At 33.2% G+C, this 16,351-nt stretch carries 15 protein-coding genes; 8 read left to right on the forward strand and 7 right to left on the reverse strand.

From position 1 onward, the window contains the following. Positions 1-27 precede the first annotated feature (27 nt). On the forward strand, positions 28-912 hold the full coding sequence (locus ATO12_RS16705; protein ID WP_034243895.1) for a bifunctional 5,10-methylenetetrahydrofolate dehydrogenase/5,10-methenyltetrahydrofolate cyclohydrolase: 885 nt from the start codon (positions 28-30) through the stop codon (positions 910-912). 238 nt (positions 913-1,150) lie between these two features. Here ATO12_RS16705 and ATO12_RS25035 read toward each other — a convergent pair whose 3' ends face one another. From ATO12_RS25035 to rho, 3 genes are all read right to left on the reverse strand, one after another. Beyond that, positions 1,151-2,305 carry an SH3 domain-containing protein gene (locus ATO12_RS25035; RefSeq protein WP_051575900.1) on the reverse strand — a complete coding sequence of 385 codons (1,155 nt, stop codon included), beginning with the start codon at positions 2,303-2,305 and terminating at the stop codon, positions 1,151-1,153. 605 nt (positions 2,306-2,910) lie between these two features. Continuing rightward, complete coding sequence (gene msrA / locus ATO12_RS16715; RefSeq protein ID WP_034243898.1) at positions 2,911-3,582, reverse strand: peptide-methionine (S)-S-oxide reductase MsrA; 672 nt, start codon at positions 3,580-3,582, stop codon at positions 2,911-2,913. 146 nt (positions 3,583-3,728) lie between these two features. Next, entirely contained in the window at positions 3,729-5,372 is a 1,644-nt protein-coding gene (rho, locus tag ATO12_RS16720; RefSeq protein WP_034243901.1) for a transcription termination factor Rho, read from the reverse strand. A 202-nt stretch (positions 5,373-5,574) separates the two neighbouring features. On the opposite strand from rho, the gene ATO12_RS16725 reads away from it, so the two are divergent. Further along, positions 5,575-5,985 carry a DUF4293 domain-containing protein gene (locus tag ATO12_RS16725; RefSeq protein WP_034243903.1) on the forward strand — a complete coding sequence of 137 codons (411 nt, stop codon included), beginning with the start codon at positions 5,575-5,577 and terminating at the stop codon, positions 5,983-5,985. A 57-nt stretch (positions 5,986-6,042) separates the two neighbouring features. On the opposite strand, the gene ATO12_RS16730 is transcribed toward ATO12_RS16725, so the two are convergent. Beyond that, positions 6,043-6,537: a metallophosphoesterase family protein gene (locus ATO12_RS16730; RefSeq protein ID WP_034243905.1), complete on the reverse strand. Its 495-nt coding sequence runs from the start codon at positions 6,535-6,537 to the stop codon at positions 6,043-6,045. Between the two features lie 178 nt (positions 6,538-6,715). On the opposite strand from ATO12_RS16730, the gene truA reads away from it, so the two are divergent. Both truA and ATO12_RS16740 read left to right on the forward strand, forming a co-directional pair. Continuing rightward, the gene (gene truA / locus ATO12_RS16735; RefSeq protein ID WP_034243912.1) at positions 6,716-7,462 is read left to right on the forward strand and encodes a tRNA pseudouridine(38-40) synthase TruA; all 747 of its coding nucleotides are present in this window, start codon (positions 6,716-6,718) and stop codon (positions 7,460-7,462) included. Then, positions 7,463-9,226, forward strand: coding sequence for an ABC transporter ATP-binding protein (locus ATO12_RS16740; protein ID WP_034243914.1), 1,764 nt, complete (start codon positions 7,463-7,465; stop codon positions 9,224-9,226). A 14-nt stretch (positions 9,227-9,240) separates the two neighbouring features. Here the strand turns inward: ATO12_RS16740 and ATO12_RS16745 are convergent, their stop codons facing one another. From ATO12_RS16745 to folP, 3 genes are all read right to left on the reverse strand, one after another. Continuing rightward, positions 9,241-10,026, reverse strand: coding sequence for a DUF3667 domain-containing protein (locus ATO12_RS16745; RefSeq protein ID WP_051575901.1), 786 nt, complete (start codon positions 10,024-10,026; stop codon positions 9,241-9,243). Beyond that, positions 10,026-10,802 (reverse strand): diadenylate cyclase CdaA, encoded by a 777-nt coding sequence (cdaA, locus tag ATO12_RS16750; protein WP_034243915.1) that lies wholly within the window; start codon positions 10,800-10,802, stop codon positions 10,026-10,028. The genes ATO12_RS16745 and cdaA overlap by 1 nt, the downstream gene beginning before the upstream one ends. A gap of 271 nt (positions 10,803-11,073) precedes the next feature. Next, the gene (gene folP, locus ATO12_RS16755) at positions 11,074-11,895 is read right to left on the reverse strand and encodes a dihydropteroate synthase (protein WP_034243917.1); all 822 of its coding nucleotides are present in this window, start codon (positions 11,893-11,895) and stop codon (positions 11,074-11,076) included. Between the two features lie 169 nt (positions 11,896-12,064). Between folP and ATO12_RS16760 the strand changes: the two genes are divergently transcribed. From ATO12_RS16760 to tpiA, 4 genes are all read left to right on the forward strand, one after another. Then, complete coding sequence (locus tag ATO12_RS16760) at positions 12,065-12,610, forward strand: DUF1599 domain-containing protein (protein WP_034243924.1); 546 nt, start codon at positions 12,065-12,067, stop codon at positions 12,608-12,610. A 159-nt stretch (positions 12,611-12,769) separates the two neighbouring features. Beyond that, on the forward strand, positions 12,770-14,434 hold the full coding sequence (locus ATO12_RS16765; RefSeq protein ID WP_034243926.1) for a BT_3928 family protein: 1,665 nt from the start codon (positions 12,770-12,772) through the stop codon (positions 14,432-14,434). Continuing rightward, complete coding sequence (locus ATO12_RS16770) at positions 14,434-15,507, forward strand: ABC transporter permease (protein ID WP_034243929.1); 1,074 nt, start codon at positions 14,434-14,436, stop codon at positions 15,505-15,507. Before ATO12_RS16765 ends, ATO12_RS16770 begins: the two co-directional genes overlap by 1 nt. A 65-nt stretch (positions 15,508-15,572) precedes the next feature. Beyond that, a complete protein-coding gene (gene tpiA / locus ATO12_RS16775; RefSeq protein ID WP_034243937.1) occupies positions 15,573-16,325 on the forward strand; it encodes a triose-phosphate isomerase in 753 nt (250 codons plus the stop codon). Positions 16,326-16,351: the final 26 nt, after the last annotated feature.

The raw sequence follows: 16,351 nt of genomic DNA on the forward strand, positions 1-16,351 counted from the left end.
TTGGGAAATAACAGGTAATTTAGGCACATGGAAATATTAGATGGAAAAAAAGTAAGCAACGATATTAAAGATGAAATAGCTGTTGAAGTTCAAAAAATGAAAGAACGTGGTGAAAAAGTACCACATCTTGCAGCAGTTTTGGTGGGTAATGATGGTGCTAGTTTAACCTATGTGGGTAGTAAAGTTAGAGCCTGCGAACGAATAGGTTTTGAGTCTACTTTGGTCAAAATGCCTGATACAACCAGTGAAATAGAGCTATTAGCTAAGATAAAAGAACTTAATGAAGATGATAATATCGATGGTTTTATAGTACAATTGCCATTACCTCCCCAAATTGATGAACAAAAAATACTTCTAGCTGTACACCCTGATAAGGATGTGGATGGTTTTCATCCTATGAATTTTGGAAGAATGGCACTAGAGATGCCAGCTTTTATTTCTGCTACTCCGTTTGGTATTTTAGAATTGTTAGAGCGGTACAATGTAGAGACCAAAGGAAAGCATACTGTAGTGATTGGTAGAAGTCACATTGTAGGTAGGCCCATTAGTATTTTAATGGGAAGAAAAGGTTCTCCTGGTAATTCTACCGTGACATTAACCCATAGCCACACTCAAAATATTGAACAAATCATTGCTCAGGCAGATATTGTTATTTCTGCTTTGGGAGTTCCTAATTTTTTAAAAGCCGAGATGGTGAAGGAGAATGCAGTTGTTATTGATGTTGGAATTACAAGAGTTTCTGATGAATCTAACCCAAAAGGATATAGGATTGTCGGGGATGTAGATTTTGAAAATGTAAGTAAAAAAGCATCTTTTATTACTCCTGTTCCTGGGGGAGTAGGACCAATGACAATAGCAATGTTGCTTAAAAACACATTATTAGCAAGAGAAAGACATCAGAATAATAAATAATTTTGATTTGTTTTTTGATCAAAAAAATAGATATCCTGTACGATAATTAATAACCAAAAAGCCAGCACATACGATCGTATGTGCTGGCTTTTTAGTTATGTAAGAATTTCCTTCTGAAAAAATTCTTATCGTATTTATATTTATATATAAATATAAACGCCAGAACTCATAAAGCTCTGGCGTTTATTATATGTTACATTTATATTTTGGTGATTATACAATGTATGTAATAGTATTCTTAGTTTTTGTTGAATTCATCTGCAGAAATGTTTTCTTCAGGAGAACCAGTACCATAACCACTTCCGTTTGGAAGAAGATCTAATGCTAAGTTATATGAAGGAACATTGATACCTTTAGATGTTTTTACGGTGTTAAAATCTAAGGTTTGATTACCTTCTTCATATAATGCATTCTTAGTAAAAGTTCCGAATTTTTTACCATTCTTAGTAGTTTCTCTCCAGTCTCTACCGTATGCAATTTTTAAACGGTATTCACCCTCAGGGATATTTCTGATAAACTGGGTAGCATTAGAGTTGATATACGTTACACGTACTAATTGATCATCAGCTTTAGTTTTACCCATTTTGTACATCTTAACAACAACTTCTGTGTTTTTTCCTACTTTAATTTTTAGGTAATTATCTAATTTATAGTCAAACTTACCTTTAAAGTTAAATGATTTTGGAGTTGCACCAGACTTATATGTCTTTTTCTCCCAGCTAGAGTATTTATCTTCTCTAGACACTTCTATCGAAGCAGCTTTAGGAGAACTCGTGTTTGAGCTAGAACCATAAGATGGTGTTGTAGATTCGATAGGATTAGAGGCTACATTCGAACCTCTTGCAGCTCTTCTGTTAGCTTCTTCTACCGCTTTTCTTGTTTCTTCTGTGTCTGCAAGAGCTCGTTGCGCAGCAACATCTTTTGATCGTTTTGCTGCTTCTGCATCGGCAATAGCTTTTGCAGCTGCTGCTTCTGCTTCTCTTTTTAGACGTTCTGCATCAGCAATTGCTTTTCTTGCTGCTTCTTCTGCAGCTTTTTTGGCTGCTTCTGCCTGTGCAATTGCTCGTGCTGCAGCTTGTTTAGCTGCTTCTCTTTTTGCTGCTGCTTCTTGAGCAGCTCTTTCTGCATCTGCAATTCGGCTATCCTCGGTTAAGAGTTTACTAAGTACAAATCCGTTCATTTTCTTGAACTGTATTGCACTCCATTCTCCGTAATTAGAGCTCATTACATACACCTGAGTTCCTTGAGGAACCTCAGCGATTGTATTAAATTGTAGACCTGGACCACTTCGAACTTCTAGTTTCCCAGAAGACATTAAGTATTGCCCATCCTGAGCATGAGCAGACGAGAAAGTAATCACCAAAAGCAGAATAAATGTAAAAATAGACTTCATATCGCTTGTTTTAAGTAGATTGGGTTATAATTCAAATTTAATATTACTATTTCCTTAATTAAAAATTTATAAAAAAACATAATTTACCGTCAAAAATCGATCTTCAAAAAAGGTGCCAAAAATATTTTAGCTCTAATTTCTTCTTTTAATACAATCTAATAAACATTAAAAGAATTACAATTTTTTAAAGAACAATTTAATCTGTAATGGTTTGTTTTTCAATAAGTTAATGTGTTTTTGCTCTAGCAAAACTTCAATACTTTCGATTAAAATACTGAAAAGAAAACCATTAAATCAGACTCAAAAGTAATGTTTTAATATGAAAAACACAACTTGTTTTCATTTTATTTCAATAAAAATAACAATTTATTTTCATCATTTTGTGTTTTTCAACGATTTTTTTTGACAATACAACCGATTTAATTACGATTTTTAGATGGCATTGTCGGTTTTGTAAGTCATGTGTTATAGATGTATGTAAATGTAGAAAATATTTAATTTGATAAGCACAAGGCTTCTTTTGGTTTTAACATAGGTTTAACAAGAGGTTTTGCGCTTTACTTAGAATACCAATCTCTACGCTTAAATTCATATGTGAACAAACTTTAATGTTTTTCTTTAATAAGGTTTGGGAATTTTGCTTGAAATCTTTTTAACCTGGGGACAGATATATTACGTATATAAGGATTGCCTGGGTTTCTTTTTTCATAATCCTGGTGATAAGCTTCTCCTTTCCAGAATTTTTGAAAAGGTAACACTTCTGCAGCTATCCTTCGGTTTAGTTTTTTGGCTAATGCTTCTTTTTTGTCTTTTATTATTTTTTTCTGCTCTTCGTTTTGATAAAAGATAATTGATCTGTATTGCGAGCCATGATCTGGGCCTTGTCCATTAACCTGTGTTGGGTTTTGTGATCCGAAATACACATCTACCAAAGTTGAGAAAGAAACAATTTTTGGATCATAGATGATCTCTACAGCTTCTGCATGTCCTGTTCGCCCGGTATTGCTTGATTGGTATGTTGGGTTTTTGGTATGACCTCCTGAGTAACCAGAGATAGATTCTTTAACACCTTTTACGCTTTCGTAAATAGCTTCGACGCACCAAAAGCATCCACTGGCAAAATAAGCTCTTTCTAAACCGTCAACAGGTTTAACTCTCACCGGTGTGGTATTTTCATTTTGCGTGACTTCTTTTTTATTATTTGTTGATTGACTATTACTTTGACAGCTAGAAAATAATAAAACAACGCTCCATATTATATATAGTATATTTTTCATGATATATTAAGTTTTAATACTTGGTCAATTTCTTCTTAGAAAACTTTCACTTCATTTATTAAAAGTGATAAAAATAAAATGATAAAGCAAAGGCGGCTATCAATATTAATTGATAGCCGCCTTTGTTATTTATTATAAATGTATTGTTATCCGTTCATAGAAATAAGAAACTCGTCATTATTTCTTGTTTGCTTAAAACGTTCATTAATAAACTCCATTGCTTCTACAGGATTCATGTCTGCAAGATACTTTCGCATTACCCACATTCTTTGAATCGTTGTTTCGTCTAGTAGGATATCATCTCGACGAGTACTTGAAGATGTAAGATCGATAGCAGGGAAAATTCTACGATTAGATATTTTACGATCTAATTGTAGTTCCATATTACCAGTTCCTTTAAATTCTTCAAAGATTACTTCGTCCATTTTAGAACCTGTTTCTGTTAACGCTGTTGCGATAATAGTTAATGAGCCTCCATTTTCTATATTACGTGCAGCACCAAAGAAACGTTTTGGTTTGTGTAATGCATTAGCATCGACACCACCACTTAAAATTTTTCCACTGGCTGGTTGTACAGTGTTGTATGCTCTGGCTAGTCTTGTGATTGAATCTAACAGAATAACTACATCATGACCACACTCTACTAATCTTTTTGCTTTTTCCAGTACGATGTTAGCTACTTTTACATGCTCGTTAGCTTCTTTATCAAAAGTAGAAGCAATTACTTCTCCTTTTACATTACGTTGCATATCTGTAACTTCTTCAGGTCTTTCGTCTATAAGAAGGATCATTTGGTATACTTCGGGATGATTTGCTGCAATAGCATTGGCAACGTCTTTAAGTAGCATTGTCTTACCCGTCTTAGGTTGTGATACTATCATACCACGTTGTCCTTTTCCGATAGGAGCAAATAAATCCATTATTCTGGTAGAAATTGTACTTTGTCTTTCTGCGATATTAAATTTTTCTTGCGGAAACAAAGGTGTCAAATGTTCGAAAGAAACTCTATCACGAACTACTTGTGGATCTAGACCGTTGATTTTATTTACCTTAATGAGAGGGAAATATTTTTCACCTTCTTTAGGAGGTCTTACTTGCCCTAATACAGTATCACCTGTTTTAAGTCCAAAAAGTCTTATCTGCGATTGTGATACATAGATATCGTCTGGAGAAGAGAGATAGTTATAATCACTAGATCTTAAAAAACCATATCCATCTTGCATAATGTCTAATACACCTTCACTTTCGATTATGGCATCAAATTCAAAATCTGGTTCTTTATATCGGTTCCTGTTATCTCGATTTCCGTTCTCCTTTTTATTAGTGTTGTTAGGATTGTTGTTTCGAGGCTTATTTTGTTGAGACTTATCATTACCTCTGTTTCGATTGTCCTTTTTGTCGTCTCTATTTTGGTGAGGTTTATTTTTTTTATCGCCGTTTTCTTTCTCTTTAGAAACAGTTTCCTCTGAAGGAAGTGGTTTGGCCGCTTCACTTTTTTGTTCTTTAGAAACTTTATTGTCTTTTTTGGCAGGATTTGTAGGTCCGTCTGGTTTGCGGGCGCGAGGTCTTCTTTGACGAACATTGGATTTGGGTTTTTCAGAATCTGTTTTTTCTGAAGCATCCTCGGCTACCACTTGCTTTACCTTGTTAGGGTTTGTGGCTTGGTAGTCTAGTATTTGATATACTAAATCTAATTTTTTTAAGGTACGAAACTTCGGTACATTAAGGTTTTTTGCAATTTCTTGCAATTCAGGAAGCTTTTTTGCTTTTAATTCAGAAATCTCTAACATTTATATTTGTTATATAATTTTACGTTTTAGGTATAAATTTTCTAAAGAAGAAATCCAGGAAAATTTTATTTTCGAAGGTAAGTAACCTTAGTTGAGAAGGTTACAGGTTTTGTGCTGCAAGTATACGACTTTATTTTTAATTTTTTACACATATTTATAAAAAGAAACTCTTATTTTTGCTTTTCTCTAAGGAAAAAAAAAAATGTTACAACGAATTCAAACCATATACCTTTTATTAGCTGCTGCAGTTTCTGGAGGGCTTTGTATGTATTTACCTTACGGGATAGATGCTAATGGTGTGGCACTTTATGCTAAAGGAGAATTATTTCTTTTAGGAATGTTTTTGGGATCAGCGATTTTATCTCTGATTTCGATTTTTTTATTTAAAAATAGAAAGCTTCAATTTGTATTGGGGCGTATCAATATCTTATTAAACTTTATTTTACTAGGAGTATTTGTTTATTGGTCACTAACGGTATCTGGAGAAACTCAGGTTTCAGAGAAAGGTATTGGGATGATCATTCCTGTTATTTCTATCGTTTTATTAGTAATGGCCAATAAGGCTATTAAGAAGGATGAGAATCTTGTAAAATCTGTAGACCGATTACGATAAACCTAAAATCTTAGTAGTATTAGTGCGTTAAAACCCGGAGTATGCCAACTCCGGGTTTTATTTTTTTCCTAATTCGATCACTTCTAGATTTTCGATGTTACCAGAGTCCAGTGTAAACCTAAGCATCGTTCTTACCTTATGAAACCCATGTTTGCCAGCTGCCCCAGGATTCATATGTAATACTCCATTTTTTTTATCGGGTATTACTTTTAGAATATGTGAATGACCGCAGATAAATAATTGAGGAGGGTTTGATTTAATCTCATCTCGAGTGTTTATATTGTACTTTGGGGGGTATCCTCCTATATGAGTGATCCATACAGAGACTCCTTCGCAATTAAATCTTTGGTGTAAAGGATAGGTGGCACGAGCTTTATCATCATCGATATTTCCGTATACGGCTCTAAGAGGTTTTAGCGCTTCGATAGCATCGGTTACTTTAAGGTCACCTATATCTCCAGCATGCCAAATTTCGTCGGCTTCATTAACATAATGTAATATGCGGGAATCAATATAACTATGGGTGTCGCTAAGTAGAAGTATTTTTTTCAAAATTGAATAATAAAATTGAGTTATTGCGCAATAGAAAAACAGGAACTAAACCATAACCCCTATCTCTGTTTTATAAAGTATATTTGCGCTTAGTTTTTATACAAAAATATAATATTGTTGAAATAAGCTACAGAATCGAAGTAAAGAAATTGTATTGAAAATAATAGATGCGAGTATAATGAAATATTTTTTAGAACTTTCATATAACGGAACTCCATATCACGGATGGCAACGACAACCTAATGCAACTTCTGTACAGGAAGTTCTTGAAGATTCGTTATCTACTATTTTACGTGATAAAATTGATGTGGTTGGAGCAGGAAGAACAGATGCTGGTGTTCATGCAAAACAAATTATGGCTCATTTTGATTGTAGAGATATATTGGATACAGATCAATTTAAATATAAACTTAATGCAATTTTACCCGCAGAAATTGCAATTCAGAATATACGTCGTGTACATCAAAATGCTCATGCCAGGTTTGATGCAGTAAGCAGGTCATATGAATATCATGTTACATTAATAAAAGATCCTTTTAGTATTCATAAATCTTATTATTTTAAGAAACCATTGGATGTGGATTTAATGAATGAAGCTGCTAAATTACTGTTAAACTACACTAATTTTAAATGCTTTAGTAAGTCCAAAACCGATGTAAAGACGTATAATTGTACAATCACAAATGCAACCTGGGAAAATCATGGTAATCAATTAGTTTTTAAGATTTCGGCCAATCGTTTTCTTAGAAATATGGTTAGAGCAATTGTGGGGACACTTATCGAGATTGGAGAACATAAATTAAATAATGAGGATTTAATAGCTATTATTAAAAGTGAAGATCGGAGTCAGGCTGGATATTCGGTTCCTGCTCATGGGCTTTACTTAACAGCTGTAACATATCCTAATGATATATACAATATATAGATGGCAGAAAAGAGTGGTAAAGCTTTTGATTTTAAACTTTTCAGACGGTTGATTACATATACTAATCCTTACCGGCTAACTTTTTATTTTGTGGGTTTTTCGGCTATTTTGTTGGCTATCTTGTCTATTGTTAATCCTTATTTACTTAGAGAAACAATAGACAGAACTATTATTCCTAAAGATGGTGAGTTATTAATTTATTTTATTTGCCTAATGCTAGGGGTTTTGTTTCTGGATGTGATTACCCAATTCTTGTTTATTTATTTTGCTAACTGGTTGGGACAAGAGGTAATTCGGGATATTAGGGTGAAGTTGTTTAAGCATATGCTTGGTTTTAAAAAACAATATTACGATCAGTCTGCTGTAGGTAGATTGGTGACTCGAGCCGTAAGTGATATCGAAACTATAGCCAGCATTTTTAGCCAGGGGTTGTTTATGATTATAAGTGATTTGTTAAAAATGCTAGCAATCTTATGTTATATGCTCTACCAGAGTTGGCAACTTGCATTACTGGTATTTGTTGTATTGCCTTTGGTTGTGTATGCTACGCGAATTTTTCAGCAAAAGATGAAAGTAGCTTTTGAGGAAGTAAGAACCCAGGTTTCTAATCTTAATTCGTTTGTACAGGAGCGAATTACCGGAATGAAGATCGTTCAATTGTTTACAAGAGAAGAAATCGAATATTCTAATTTTAAAGCAATTAATGAAAAACATAAAAAAGGTTGGATAAAAACGGTCTGGTATAATTCTATATTTTTTCCTATTGCAGAGATGTCTAGCTCTATAACCATAGGATTGATTGTTTGGTTTGGAGGATTAAAAGCTGCACAAGGAGATGAGATCACTCTGGGACTGGTTATTGCATTTATTCAGCTCTCTCAGATTTTGTTTAGACCTTTACGGCAGATAGCAGATAAATTCAATACACTACAGATGGGGATGGTAGCTGCTAATCGTGTGTTTGCTATTTTGGATACGGATTCTAAGATCGAGAATAACGGTGTACAGTTATTAGAAAAGATAAAAGGTAAAATTACATTTGATGAAGTGCGATTTAGTTATATCGAAAATGAAGAAGTATTAAAAGGAATCTCTTTTAATGTTGAAGCGGGGGAGACTGTAGCAATAGTAGGAGCAACTGGAGCAGGAAAATCTACCATTATTAATTTGCTCAGCAGGTTTTATGAAATAGACAGTGGAGTAATTTCTATCGATGATGTCGATGTTAAAACTATTGAGTTAAAATCATTACGTAGCCATATTGCAGTGGTGCTTCAGGATGTGTTTTTATTTGCAGATACGATTTTCAATAATATTACTTTAAATAATGAAGAGATTCTCGAAGAACAAGTGTATCAAGCTGCAAAAGAGATAGGAATTCATGATTTTATTATGAGTCTTCCAGACGGATACCATTATAATGTAAAAGAAAGAGGTGCTATGCTTTCTTCTGGGCAACGGCAGCTTATTTCTTTTTTAAGAGCTTATGTTACTAATCCTGGTATTTTGGTGCTAGATGAAGCTACATCATCGATAGATTCGCATAGCGAACAATTGATTCAAAACGCAACAAACAAAATTACCAAAGGAAGAACCTCTATTGTTATTGCCCATCGATTAGCGACCATTAAAAAAGCAGATAAAATTATAGTAATGGATCAAGGTAAAATTGTAGAACAAGGTAACCATAACGAATTACTTCAAATCGAAAATGGATATTACAGAAATTTATACGAAGTGCAATTTGCAGATGCAACCGAATAAACCGTTTGTTGATTTTATTTGGTAGGGATTTCTACTTTTCCTGATAAAACTAATAGTAGAAAAATTACTAACCCTATAATAATATATAGAATTCCGCCATAGATAAGAAACAGTAGTGTTTTGATCAGAATTTTCTTCAGGCTAATTTGATAAAGTCTCTTTAAAACATAGGCCATATAAACTATGTATACCGGGAACTGTATCAAGCCTACAATCATGAAACTATCTACCATAAAAGTTAATGGTAGTAAAACGAATGTCATAACTCCCACAATATGTGAGTAGCCATATAGGTAGATTACAAAATGCTCTGTTAAATTATACTTTTTATAATTTAAAAAAACCAGTCGGGATAACATAGCTAGTAAAGGGATCATCAAAAAACTTAGCATAGACTGGTATTGGGTTGTAGTGTCAAATATTGAGCTTTGTATTTCAGCTTGCTGTGCAGTAAAATTATCGTCAAACTGCATAATTTCTTTTAACCTGTCTTTTACTATAAAAGAATAAAATCCTGTAATCGTTATGGTAATAGCAAAATATCCAAAAGCATTTACATATCGTTTTCTAAGTCCATGAATATAACCATCGATTACTTCTTCTGGTTTTGTGAATAAATGAGTAAATGTTTTAATGAATGAGTTATCCAAATTAAGAAAACGGTCAACAAATTCTGAAATGAGATTTTTAAAAGTAATTCGTTTTGTAATCTTTTTTGCACCGCAATCAGGACAAAAATTATGGCTTTCGATCTGTTGTCCACAATTTTTGCAATTGGTAATATTAATTAAATTATTCATTAAACTAAATCCCTTTTTATTTTTTCTATTAACTCTTCTTCTGTTTTAAATATCACAAATTCCCCATTTTTGATATATGATAATTTACCAGTTTCTTCACTTACAACAAGAGCTAAAGCATCAGTTTTTTCACTAATACCTACTGCAGCACGATGCCTTAGTCCAAAACGTAAAGGCATGTTATTATCATTGGTAACTGGTAAAATGACTCGGGTGGCTACTATACTATTATCTTCTATAATCATGGCACCGTCATGAAGAGGACTGTTTTTATAAAATATACTTTCGATTATAGGGGTATTTACAAGGACATCCATAGCATCTCCCGATGTCTTAACAAAATCCAGAGATGTATTTCTTTTAATAACAATAAGTGCCCCCGTGTGAGTTTTTGCCATTTCGCTACAAGCATTTACAATTGCGGTAACATTGGTAACACTATCTTCGGGTGTGTCTCTAATAAATTTTAATTGCCTGAGAAATTTACGCCTTCTTCCAAAATTAGTAGAACCAATCATTAAAAGGAATTTTCGGATTTCTTGCTGAAAAACTACAATCAAGGCAAACATTCCAACACCAATAAATTCACCCAAAACACTACTCAACATTTCCATAGCAAGGAATTGAGTAAGTTTCCAGACCAGATAAATCATAACTATTCCTATAAAAATATTGATAGCTGCAGTACCTTTAACTAACTTATAGATATAGTACAATAATAAGGCAACAAGTACAATATCAAGTATATCTAATATTCTTAGGTTTATTAAATCCAAATGTCTGGTGTTTTTGTAAAAATAGAAAAATTAGTGAAACCTTGTTTTGAAAAGCTGTATAAAACAGCGTATTCAAAATAACTGGTTGAACTAATCCCGATGTATATCGGAATCCAATTAGACCTCACAGGTCTTAAAAACCTGTGAGGTCTTGAAGAACGCTTTATCATATTACGAGGATTAATAGTACTACTGCGAGGAACGTGTTTAGGATACCGATGGTCAAAAAAATACCCACGGTAGCTGGCTACCTGTGTGTAGCTATGTTAAATTATCTATAAGCACCTACCAGATGAACACACTCTACAGCTTCTTTAACATCATGTACTCTTAAAATCGAGGCTCCATTAAGCAAGGCAATAGTATTAAGAGATGTTGTGCCATTTAGTGCTTCTTGCGGAGTGATATTTAGTGTTTTGTATATCATAGATTTTCGAGAAACTCCGGCTAGTATAGGTAAATTATGTACTTCTAATAGTTTTAGATTTCTTAAAAGATCGAAATTCTGATCAGTGTCTTTAGCAAAACCAAACCCAGGATCAATAATCATATCATTTACACCATATTTTTTTGCTTCGGCAATCTTTTCTGCAAAATATATATTCATTTCATGAATTAGATTATCATATTGATTTAATGATTTCATGGTTTGCGGAGTTCCTTTCATATGCATCATGATGTATGGTACTCCTAATGTACCAACTGTTGGAATCATGTTTTTATCCAGGTTTCCGGCAGAAATATCATTAATTAATGCGGCTCCAGCTTCAATACACGCTTTTGCAATTTCACTTCTAAATGTATCAATGGATAATAAGATTTCAGGAAATTCTTTGAGTAACAATGATACTATAGGCAGGATTCTTTTTTCTTCTTCTTCAATAGAAATATGGTCTGCATGTGGCCTTGAGGAATAGGCACCTAAATCAATAAACGAAGCACCATCGATAAGCATTTGTCCTGCTTGCTTTATGATCTCGTTTTCATTTTTATATTTTCCTCCATCATAAAAAGAATCAGGAGTAAGGTTAAGAATACCCATTACTTTTGGAGTAGATAAATCGATTAATGAGCCTTTACAATTGATTGTCATTTTTGGGATTTCGTTTGTTTATGATTATTGTTTTATGCGGTAAGCTTGTATTTTGATTAAAATTTATAGAATTGTGAGGTCACATTTCGGTTTTTTTATTTTTAAACTTGAGATATGATTTTTTTAATTCCCATATTAAAGCGAAATTTACGCAAAATTCAACAGTTTTATGCAAGATACATCCACACAATATGATACCATAATTAGTAATTGTCGAAATTTATTTAATCAAAAAATGATAGATTATGGCAGTGCGTGGAGAATTCTAAGATTACCATCTTTAACCGATCAGATTTTTATTAAAGCACAACGCATTAGAAGCCTTCAGGAAAATGAAGTGCGTAAGGTAAATGAAGGTGAAGTTTCAGAATTTATAGGAATTATTAATTATTGTTTAATGGCTTTGATACAACTAGAGAAAGGAGTTGCAGAACAACCCGATTTGTCTTCAGAAGAAGCAGTTGCGTTGTATGATAAGCATATTAAAATTACCAAAGAATTAATGATGAATAAAAACCATGATTATGGAGAAGCCTGGCGTGATTTACGAGTGAGTTCTCTTACAGATCTTATCATTCAGAAATTACTTAGAGTAAAACAGATAGAGGACAATAAAGGGAAAACGTTGGTAAGCGAGGGTATTGATGCAAACTATCAGGACATGATTAATTATGCAGTATTTGCTATGATTCATTTAGGCGAAGCAAATAAATAGATATATAAAATACTGTTAAACTAAAAAGAACAAGAGTTAATCGTATTATCTTGTGCAAATTATACTAAAATATTATGGTCGATATATAAAGAACAGGTAATCAAAAATAGTGGTTACATTAGTTCTATTGGCTTTTTGAAAAAATAAATATATAGGTAGATGAAAATATTGGTTTCTTTCTCAAGAATATTTGTAGCAGCACTTTTTCTGTTTTCGGGATTTATAAAGCTTAATGACCCTGTTGGGTTTTCATATAAGCTTCAAGAGTATTTTGGTGAAGGTGTATTAAACTTAGAATTTTTAATTCCCTTTGCTCTATTAATAGCAATTTTTTTGGTGATTTTTGAAATCGTATTAGGTATTACATTGTTATTAGGGTACTTGCCAAAGTTTACAGTATGGTCATTGTTATTAATGATAGCCTTTTTTACGTTTCTTACCTTTTATTCGGCGTATTTTAATAAAGTTACAGATTGCGGATGTTTTGGCGATGCATTACCGTTAACACCCTGGGAATCCTTTACCAAAGATGTGATTTTATTGGTTTTAATATTGATATTGTTCTTTGGAAGAAAATATATAACACCAGTTAAACCTCTTGCGGCGCATAAATGGATTGTTTTTGCAACTTTTACGGCTTGTTTAGCATTTGCATATTATGTTTTAATGCATTTACCAGCCTTTGATTTTAGAGCCTATAAAGAAGGAGTCAACATCCAGGAGGGGATGGAAGTGCCAGAAGGAGCCCCAAAAGCAGAGTTTGCTTATCACTGGAAATTTAATGTTAACGGAGAGGAGAAAATTATTACCACAAGTGGAGATTATCCCAAAGTAGACGGTAAATTTATCGAAGTCGAAACCAAAACAGTAGATGAAGGGTATGAACCTCCAATTCATGACTTTGCAATAGAAAAAAATGATATAGATTATACATCAGAATTTCTTGAAAAAGAAAACTTGATTTTAATAGTAGCGTATAACTTATCTAAAAGTGAAGCAGAAGGTTTTTATGCTGTTAAAGAAATAACTAATAAAGCTAAATCTCAAGGATATGATGTGATTGGTCTTACAGCTTCTACACCAAAAGATATAGCACAAGTACAACAACAACATGGTCTGGATTTTGATTTTTATACTACAGACGAAACAGCCTTAAAAACTATATTGAGATCTAACCCAGGGATTGTAAAGCTTAAAAAGGGAACTATAATAAAAAAGTTACACTGGAATGATGCAGAGAAACTTAATTTAGAAAAGGTAAAGCCTTCAAAGCCTAAGATTAATATACTATTAAAAACACAGTTAGATAGTATTATGAAGTTGGATCAGGACGGAAGAAGTTCTGAAGAAATTTCCTGGGAAGAGCAAAAAATAATAGATAGCACCAATACAATATTTATAGAAGAAGTTTTTAAAAAGTATGGGTATCCTGGTAAAACTTTGGTTGGCGAAGGAACAAGTATAGCTGCTTGGTTAGTAATTCAGCATTCTGATAAGATAGGAACATACTTACCTCTTATAAAAGAAGCCGGAGAAAAAGGAGAACTGGATATGACATCGGTAGCAATGATGGAAGATCGACATCTAATGCAACAAGGATTAGAACAGATATACGGTACGCAAGGGATGACGTTAAATTCTAATAGCAAAACACCAATTCCTTTGATATGGCCGATTAAAGATCCAGAATCTGTAAATGAAAGAAGAAAAGAAGCCGGTTTTACTGAAACAATAGAAGAATATAGTGAAAGTCTTTTTGGCGTTCCTTACAAAATGTATACACTAGAAGAAGTAAAAAAAATTAAAGAAAACTCTAATCAATAATGGCAGGGTATCTCATCAATAAAATAGGATATGCTTTGCTTACTTTATTGGGAGTGGTGACTGTTATTTTTTTATTATTTACAATTCTTCCTGGTGATCCGGCTCAGATGATGCTCGGGCAAAACGAAACCGAAGAACAGTTAAAAAATGTGAGAAAGAAATATGGTTTTGATAAGCCGTTATCAAAGCAATACCTATATTATATAAATGATCTTTCTCCTGTGTCATTTCACAGTATAAACCCTGATGATTTTTCGTTTTTTGATACTAAAAAATATAATGGAAACGAGTTATTTCAGATAAGTAATGTTGCCGTTATTCTTAAATCTCCGTACTTAAGAGAATCTTTTCAAAAAAGCGGAAAAAAAGTAAGTGATGTAATTAAAGAAACACTACCTAATACGGCAATTCTTGCAATCTCTGCTATATGTATTGCCATTATTATAGGGATTTTATTAGGAATTATAGGTGCTTTGACCAAAGACCAGTGGCCAGATAAAATGATACAATTATTAAGTACTTTAGGAATGAGCGTTCCTTCTTTTTTTAGTGCAATTATTTTTGCCTGGTTGTTTGGATATGTGTTACAAGAGTTTACCAATTTAAATATGACAGGTAGTTTATATGAAGTAGACGACTTTGGAGAAGGAAGCTATATCCAATGGAAAAACCTAATTCTCCCTGCTATTGTATTGGGGATTCGACCACTTGCTGTTGTTTCTCAACTCATGCGTAATTCATTACTCGAAGTGATGGGACAGGATTATATTCGAACAGCAAAAGCAAAAGGACTTTCGATGTTTCAGATGATAAGAAGACATGCGTTGAAAAACTCATTAAATCCAGTTGTTACAGCAATTTCGGGATGGTTTGCATCTATGCTGGCCGGAGCAGTATTTGTAGAATATATATTTGGATGGAACGGATTAGGTAAAGAGATTGTAGATGCTCTTAATACACTAGATCTTCCTGTCATAATGGGAGCCGTATTGGTGATAGCTACTATGTTTATACTAATCAATATATTTGTCGATATTATCTATGGATGGCTTGATCCCAGAATAAGGGTTTAAGTTGCTAATAACTCCTAATGTAATATATAACCACACTATTAACCAAAAACATAAATTTTAAATTAATGAGAAAAAAAATTGTAGCCGGAAACTGGAAAATGAATAAGAATCTGGCAGAAACCAACACATTGCTATCTGAGTTAACAACCAAACTTAAGGCATCGTCTGAAGTAGAAATTATTGTAGCACCTACATTTACTAATTTGTATAGTGCAACTGAAGTTTTAAAATCCTCAGGAATTACTGTTGCTGCACAAAATATGCATGAAGCAGAAAATGGTGCTTATACAGGAGAAATTTCTGCAGATATGCTTAAAAGTATTGGGGTAGAGACCGTAATTTTGGGGCATAGTGAGCGCAGAGCTTATTTTGGAGAAACAGATCAATTACTCGCTAATAAAGTTAATACGGCATTACAACATGAGATGACAATAATTTTCTGTTTTGGAGAAGAATTACAAGATCGAAAAAGTGATAATCATTTCTCTATTGTAGAGCAGCAATTAAAAAATGGTCTTTTTCATATTACTAAGGCAAATTGGAAAAATGTAATCCTTGCATACGAGCCAGTTTGGGCTATAGGAACAGGAGAAACTGCGTCTCCAGAGCAAGCTCAGGAAATGCACGCGTTTATTAGAAAAACTATAGCGAATACCTATGATCAGGAAACCGCCGATGAGGTTTCTATTTTATACGGTGGAAGTGTAAAACCTAATAATGCTCAGGAAATTTTTGCAAAAACCGATGTAGATGGCGGGTTAATAGGAGGAGCTTCATTAGATGCAGAAAATTTTTCTGCAATAGTAAATGCTATTTAAAAATTAACAGAATAAATATATAAAAG

This window comes from Aquimarina atlantica (genome assembly GCF_000626715.1).
Lineage (GTDB): Bacteria > Bacteroidota > Bacteroidia > Flavobacteriales > Flavobacteriaceae > Aquimarina > Aquimarina atlantica.

What these genes read in the sequence shown, in the direction of transcription:
- ATO12_RS16705 (WP_034243895.1), top strand. Translation starts at nt 28, where the DNA reads ATGGAAATATTAGATGGAAAAAAAGTAAGCAACGATATTAAAGATGAA.
- ATO12_RS25035 (WP_051575900.1), bottom strand. Translation starts at nt 2,305, where the DNA reads ATGAAGTCTATTTTTACATTTATTCTGCTTTTGGTGATTACTTTCTCG.
- msrA (WP_034243898.1), bottom strand. Translation starts at nt 3,582, where the DNA reads ATGAAAAATATACTATATATAATATGGAGCGTTGTTTTATTATTTTCT.
- rho (WP_034243901.1), bottom strand. Translation starts at nt 5,372, where the DNA reads ATGTTAGAGATTTCTGAATTAAAAGCAAAAAAGCTTCCTGAATTGCAA.
- ATO12_RS16725 (WP_034243903.1), top strand. Translation starts at nt 5,575, where the DNA reads ATGTTACAACGAATTCAAACCATATACCTTTTATTAGCTGCTGCAGTT.
- truA (WP_034243912.1), top strand. Translation starts at nt 6,716, where the DNA reads ATGAAATATTTTTTAGAACTTTCATATAACGGAACTCCATATCACGGA.
- ATO12_RS16740 (WP_034243914.1), top strand. Translation starts at nt 7,463, where the DNA reads ATGGCAGAAAAGAGTGGTAAAGCTTTTGATTTTAAACTTTTCAGACGG.
- ATO12_RS16745 (WP_051575901.1), bottom strand. Translation starts at nt 10,026, where the DNA reads ATGAATAATTTAATTAATATTACCAATTGCAAAAATTGTGGACAACAG.
- folP (WP_034243917.1), bottom strand. Translation starts at nt 11,895, where the DNA reads ATGACAATCAATTGTAAAGGCTCATTAATCGATTTATCTACTCCAAAA.
- ATO12_RS16760 (WP_034243924.1), top strand. Translation starts at nt 12,065, where the DNA reads ATGCAAGATACATCCACACAATATGATACCATAATTAGTAATTGTCGA.
- ATO12_RS16765 (WP_034243926.1), top strand. Translation starts at nt 12,770, where the DNA reads ATGAAAATATTGGTTTCTTTCTCAAGAATATTTGTAGCAGCACTTTTT.
- ATO12_RS16770 (WP_034243929.1), top strand. Translation starts at nt 14,434, where the DNA reads ATGGCAGGGTATCTCATCAATAAAATAGGATATGCTTTGCTTACTTTA.
- tpiA (WP_034243937.1), top strand. Translation starts at nt 15,573, where the DNA reads ATGAGAAAAAAAATTGTAGCCGGAAACTGGAAAATGAATAAGAATCTG.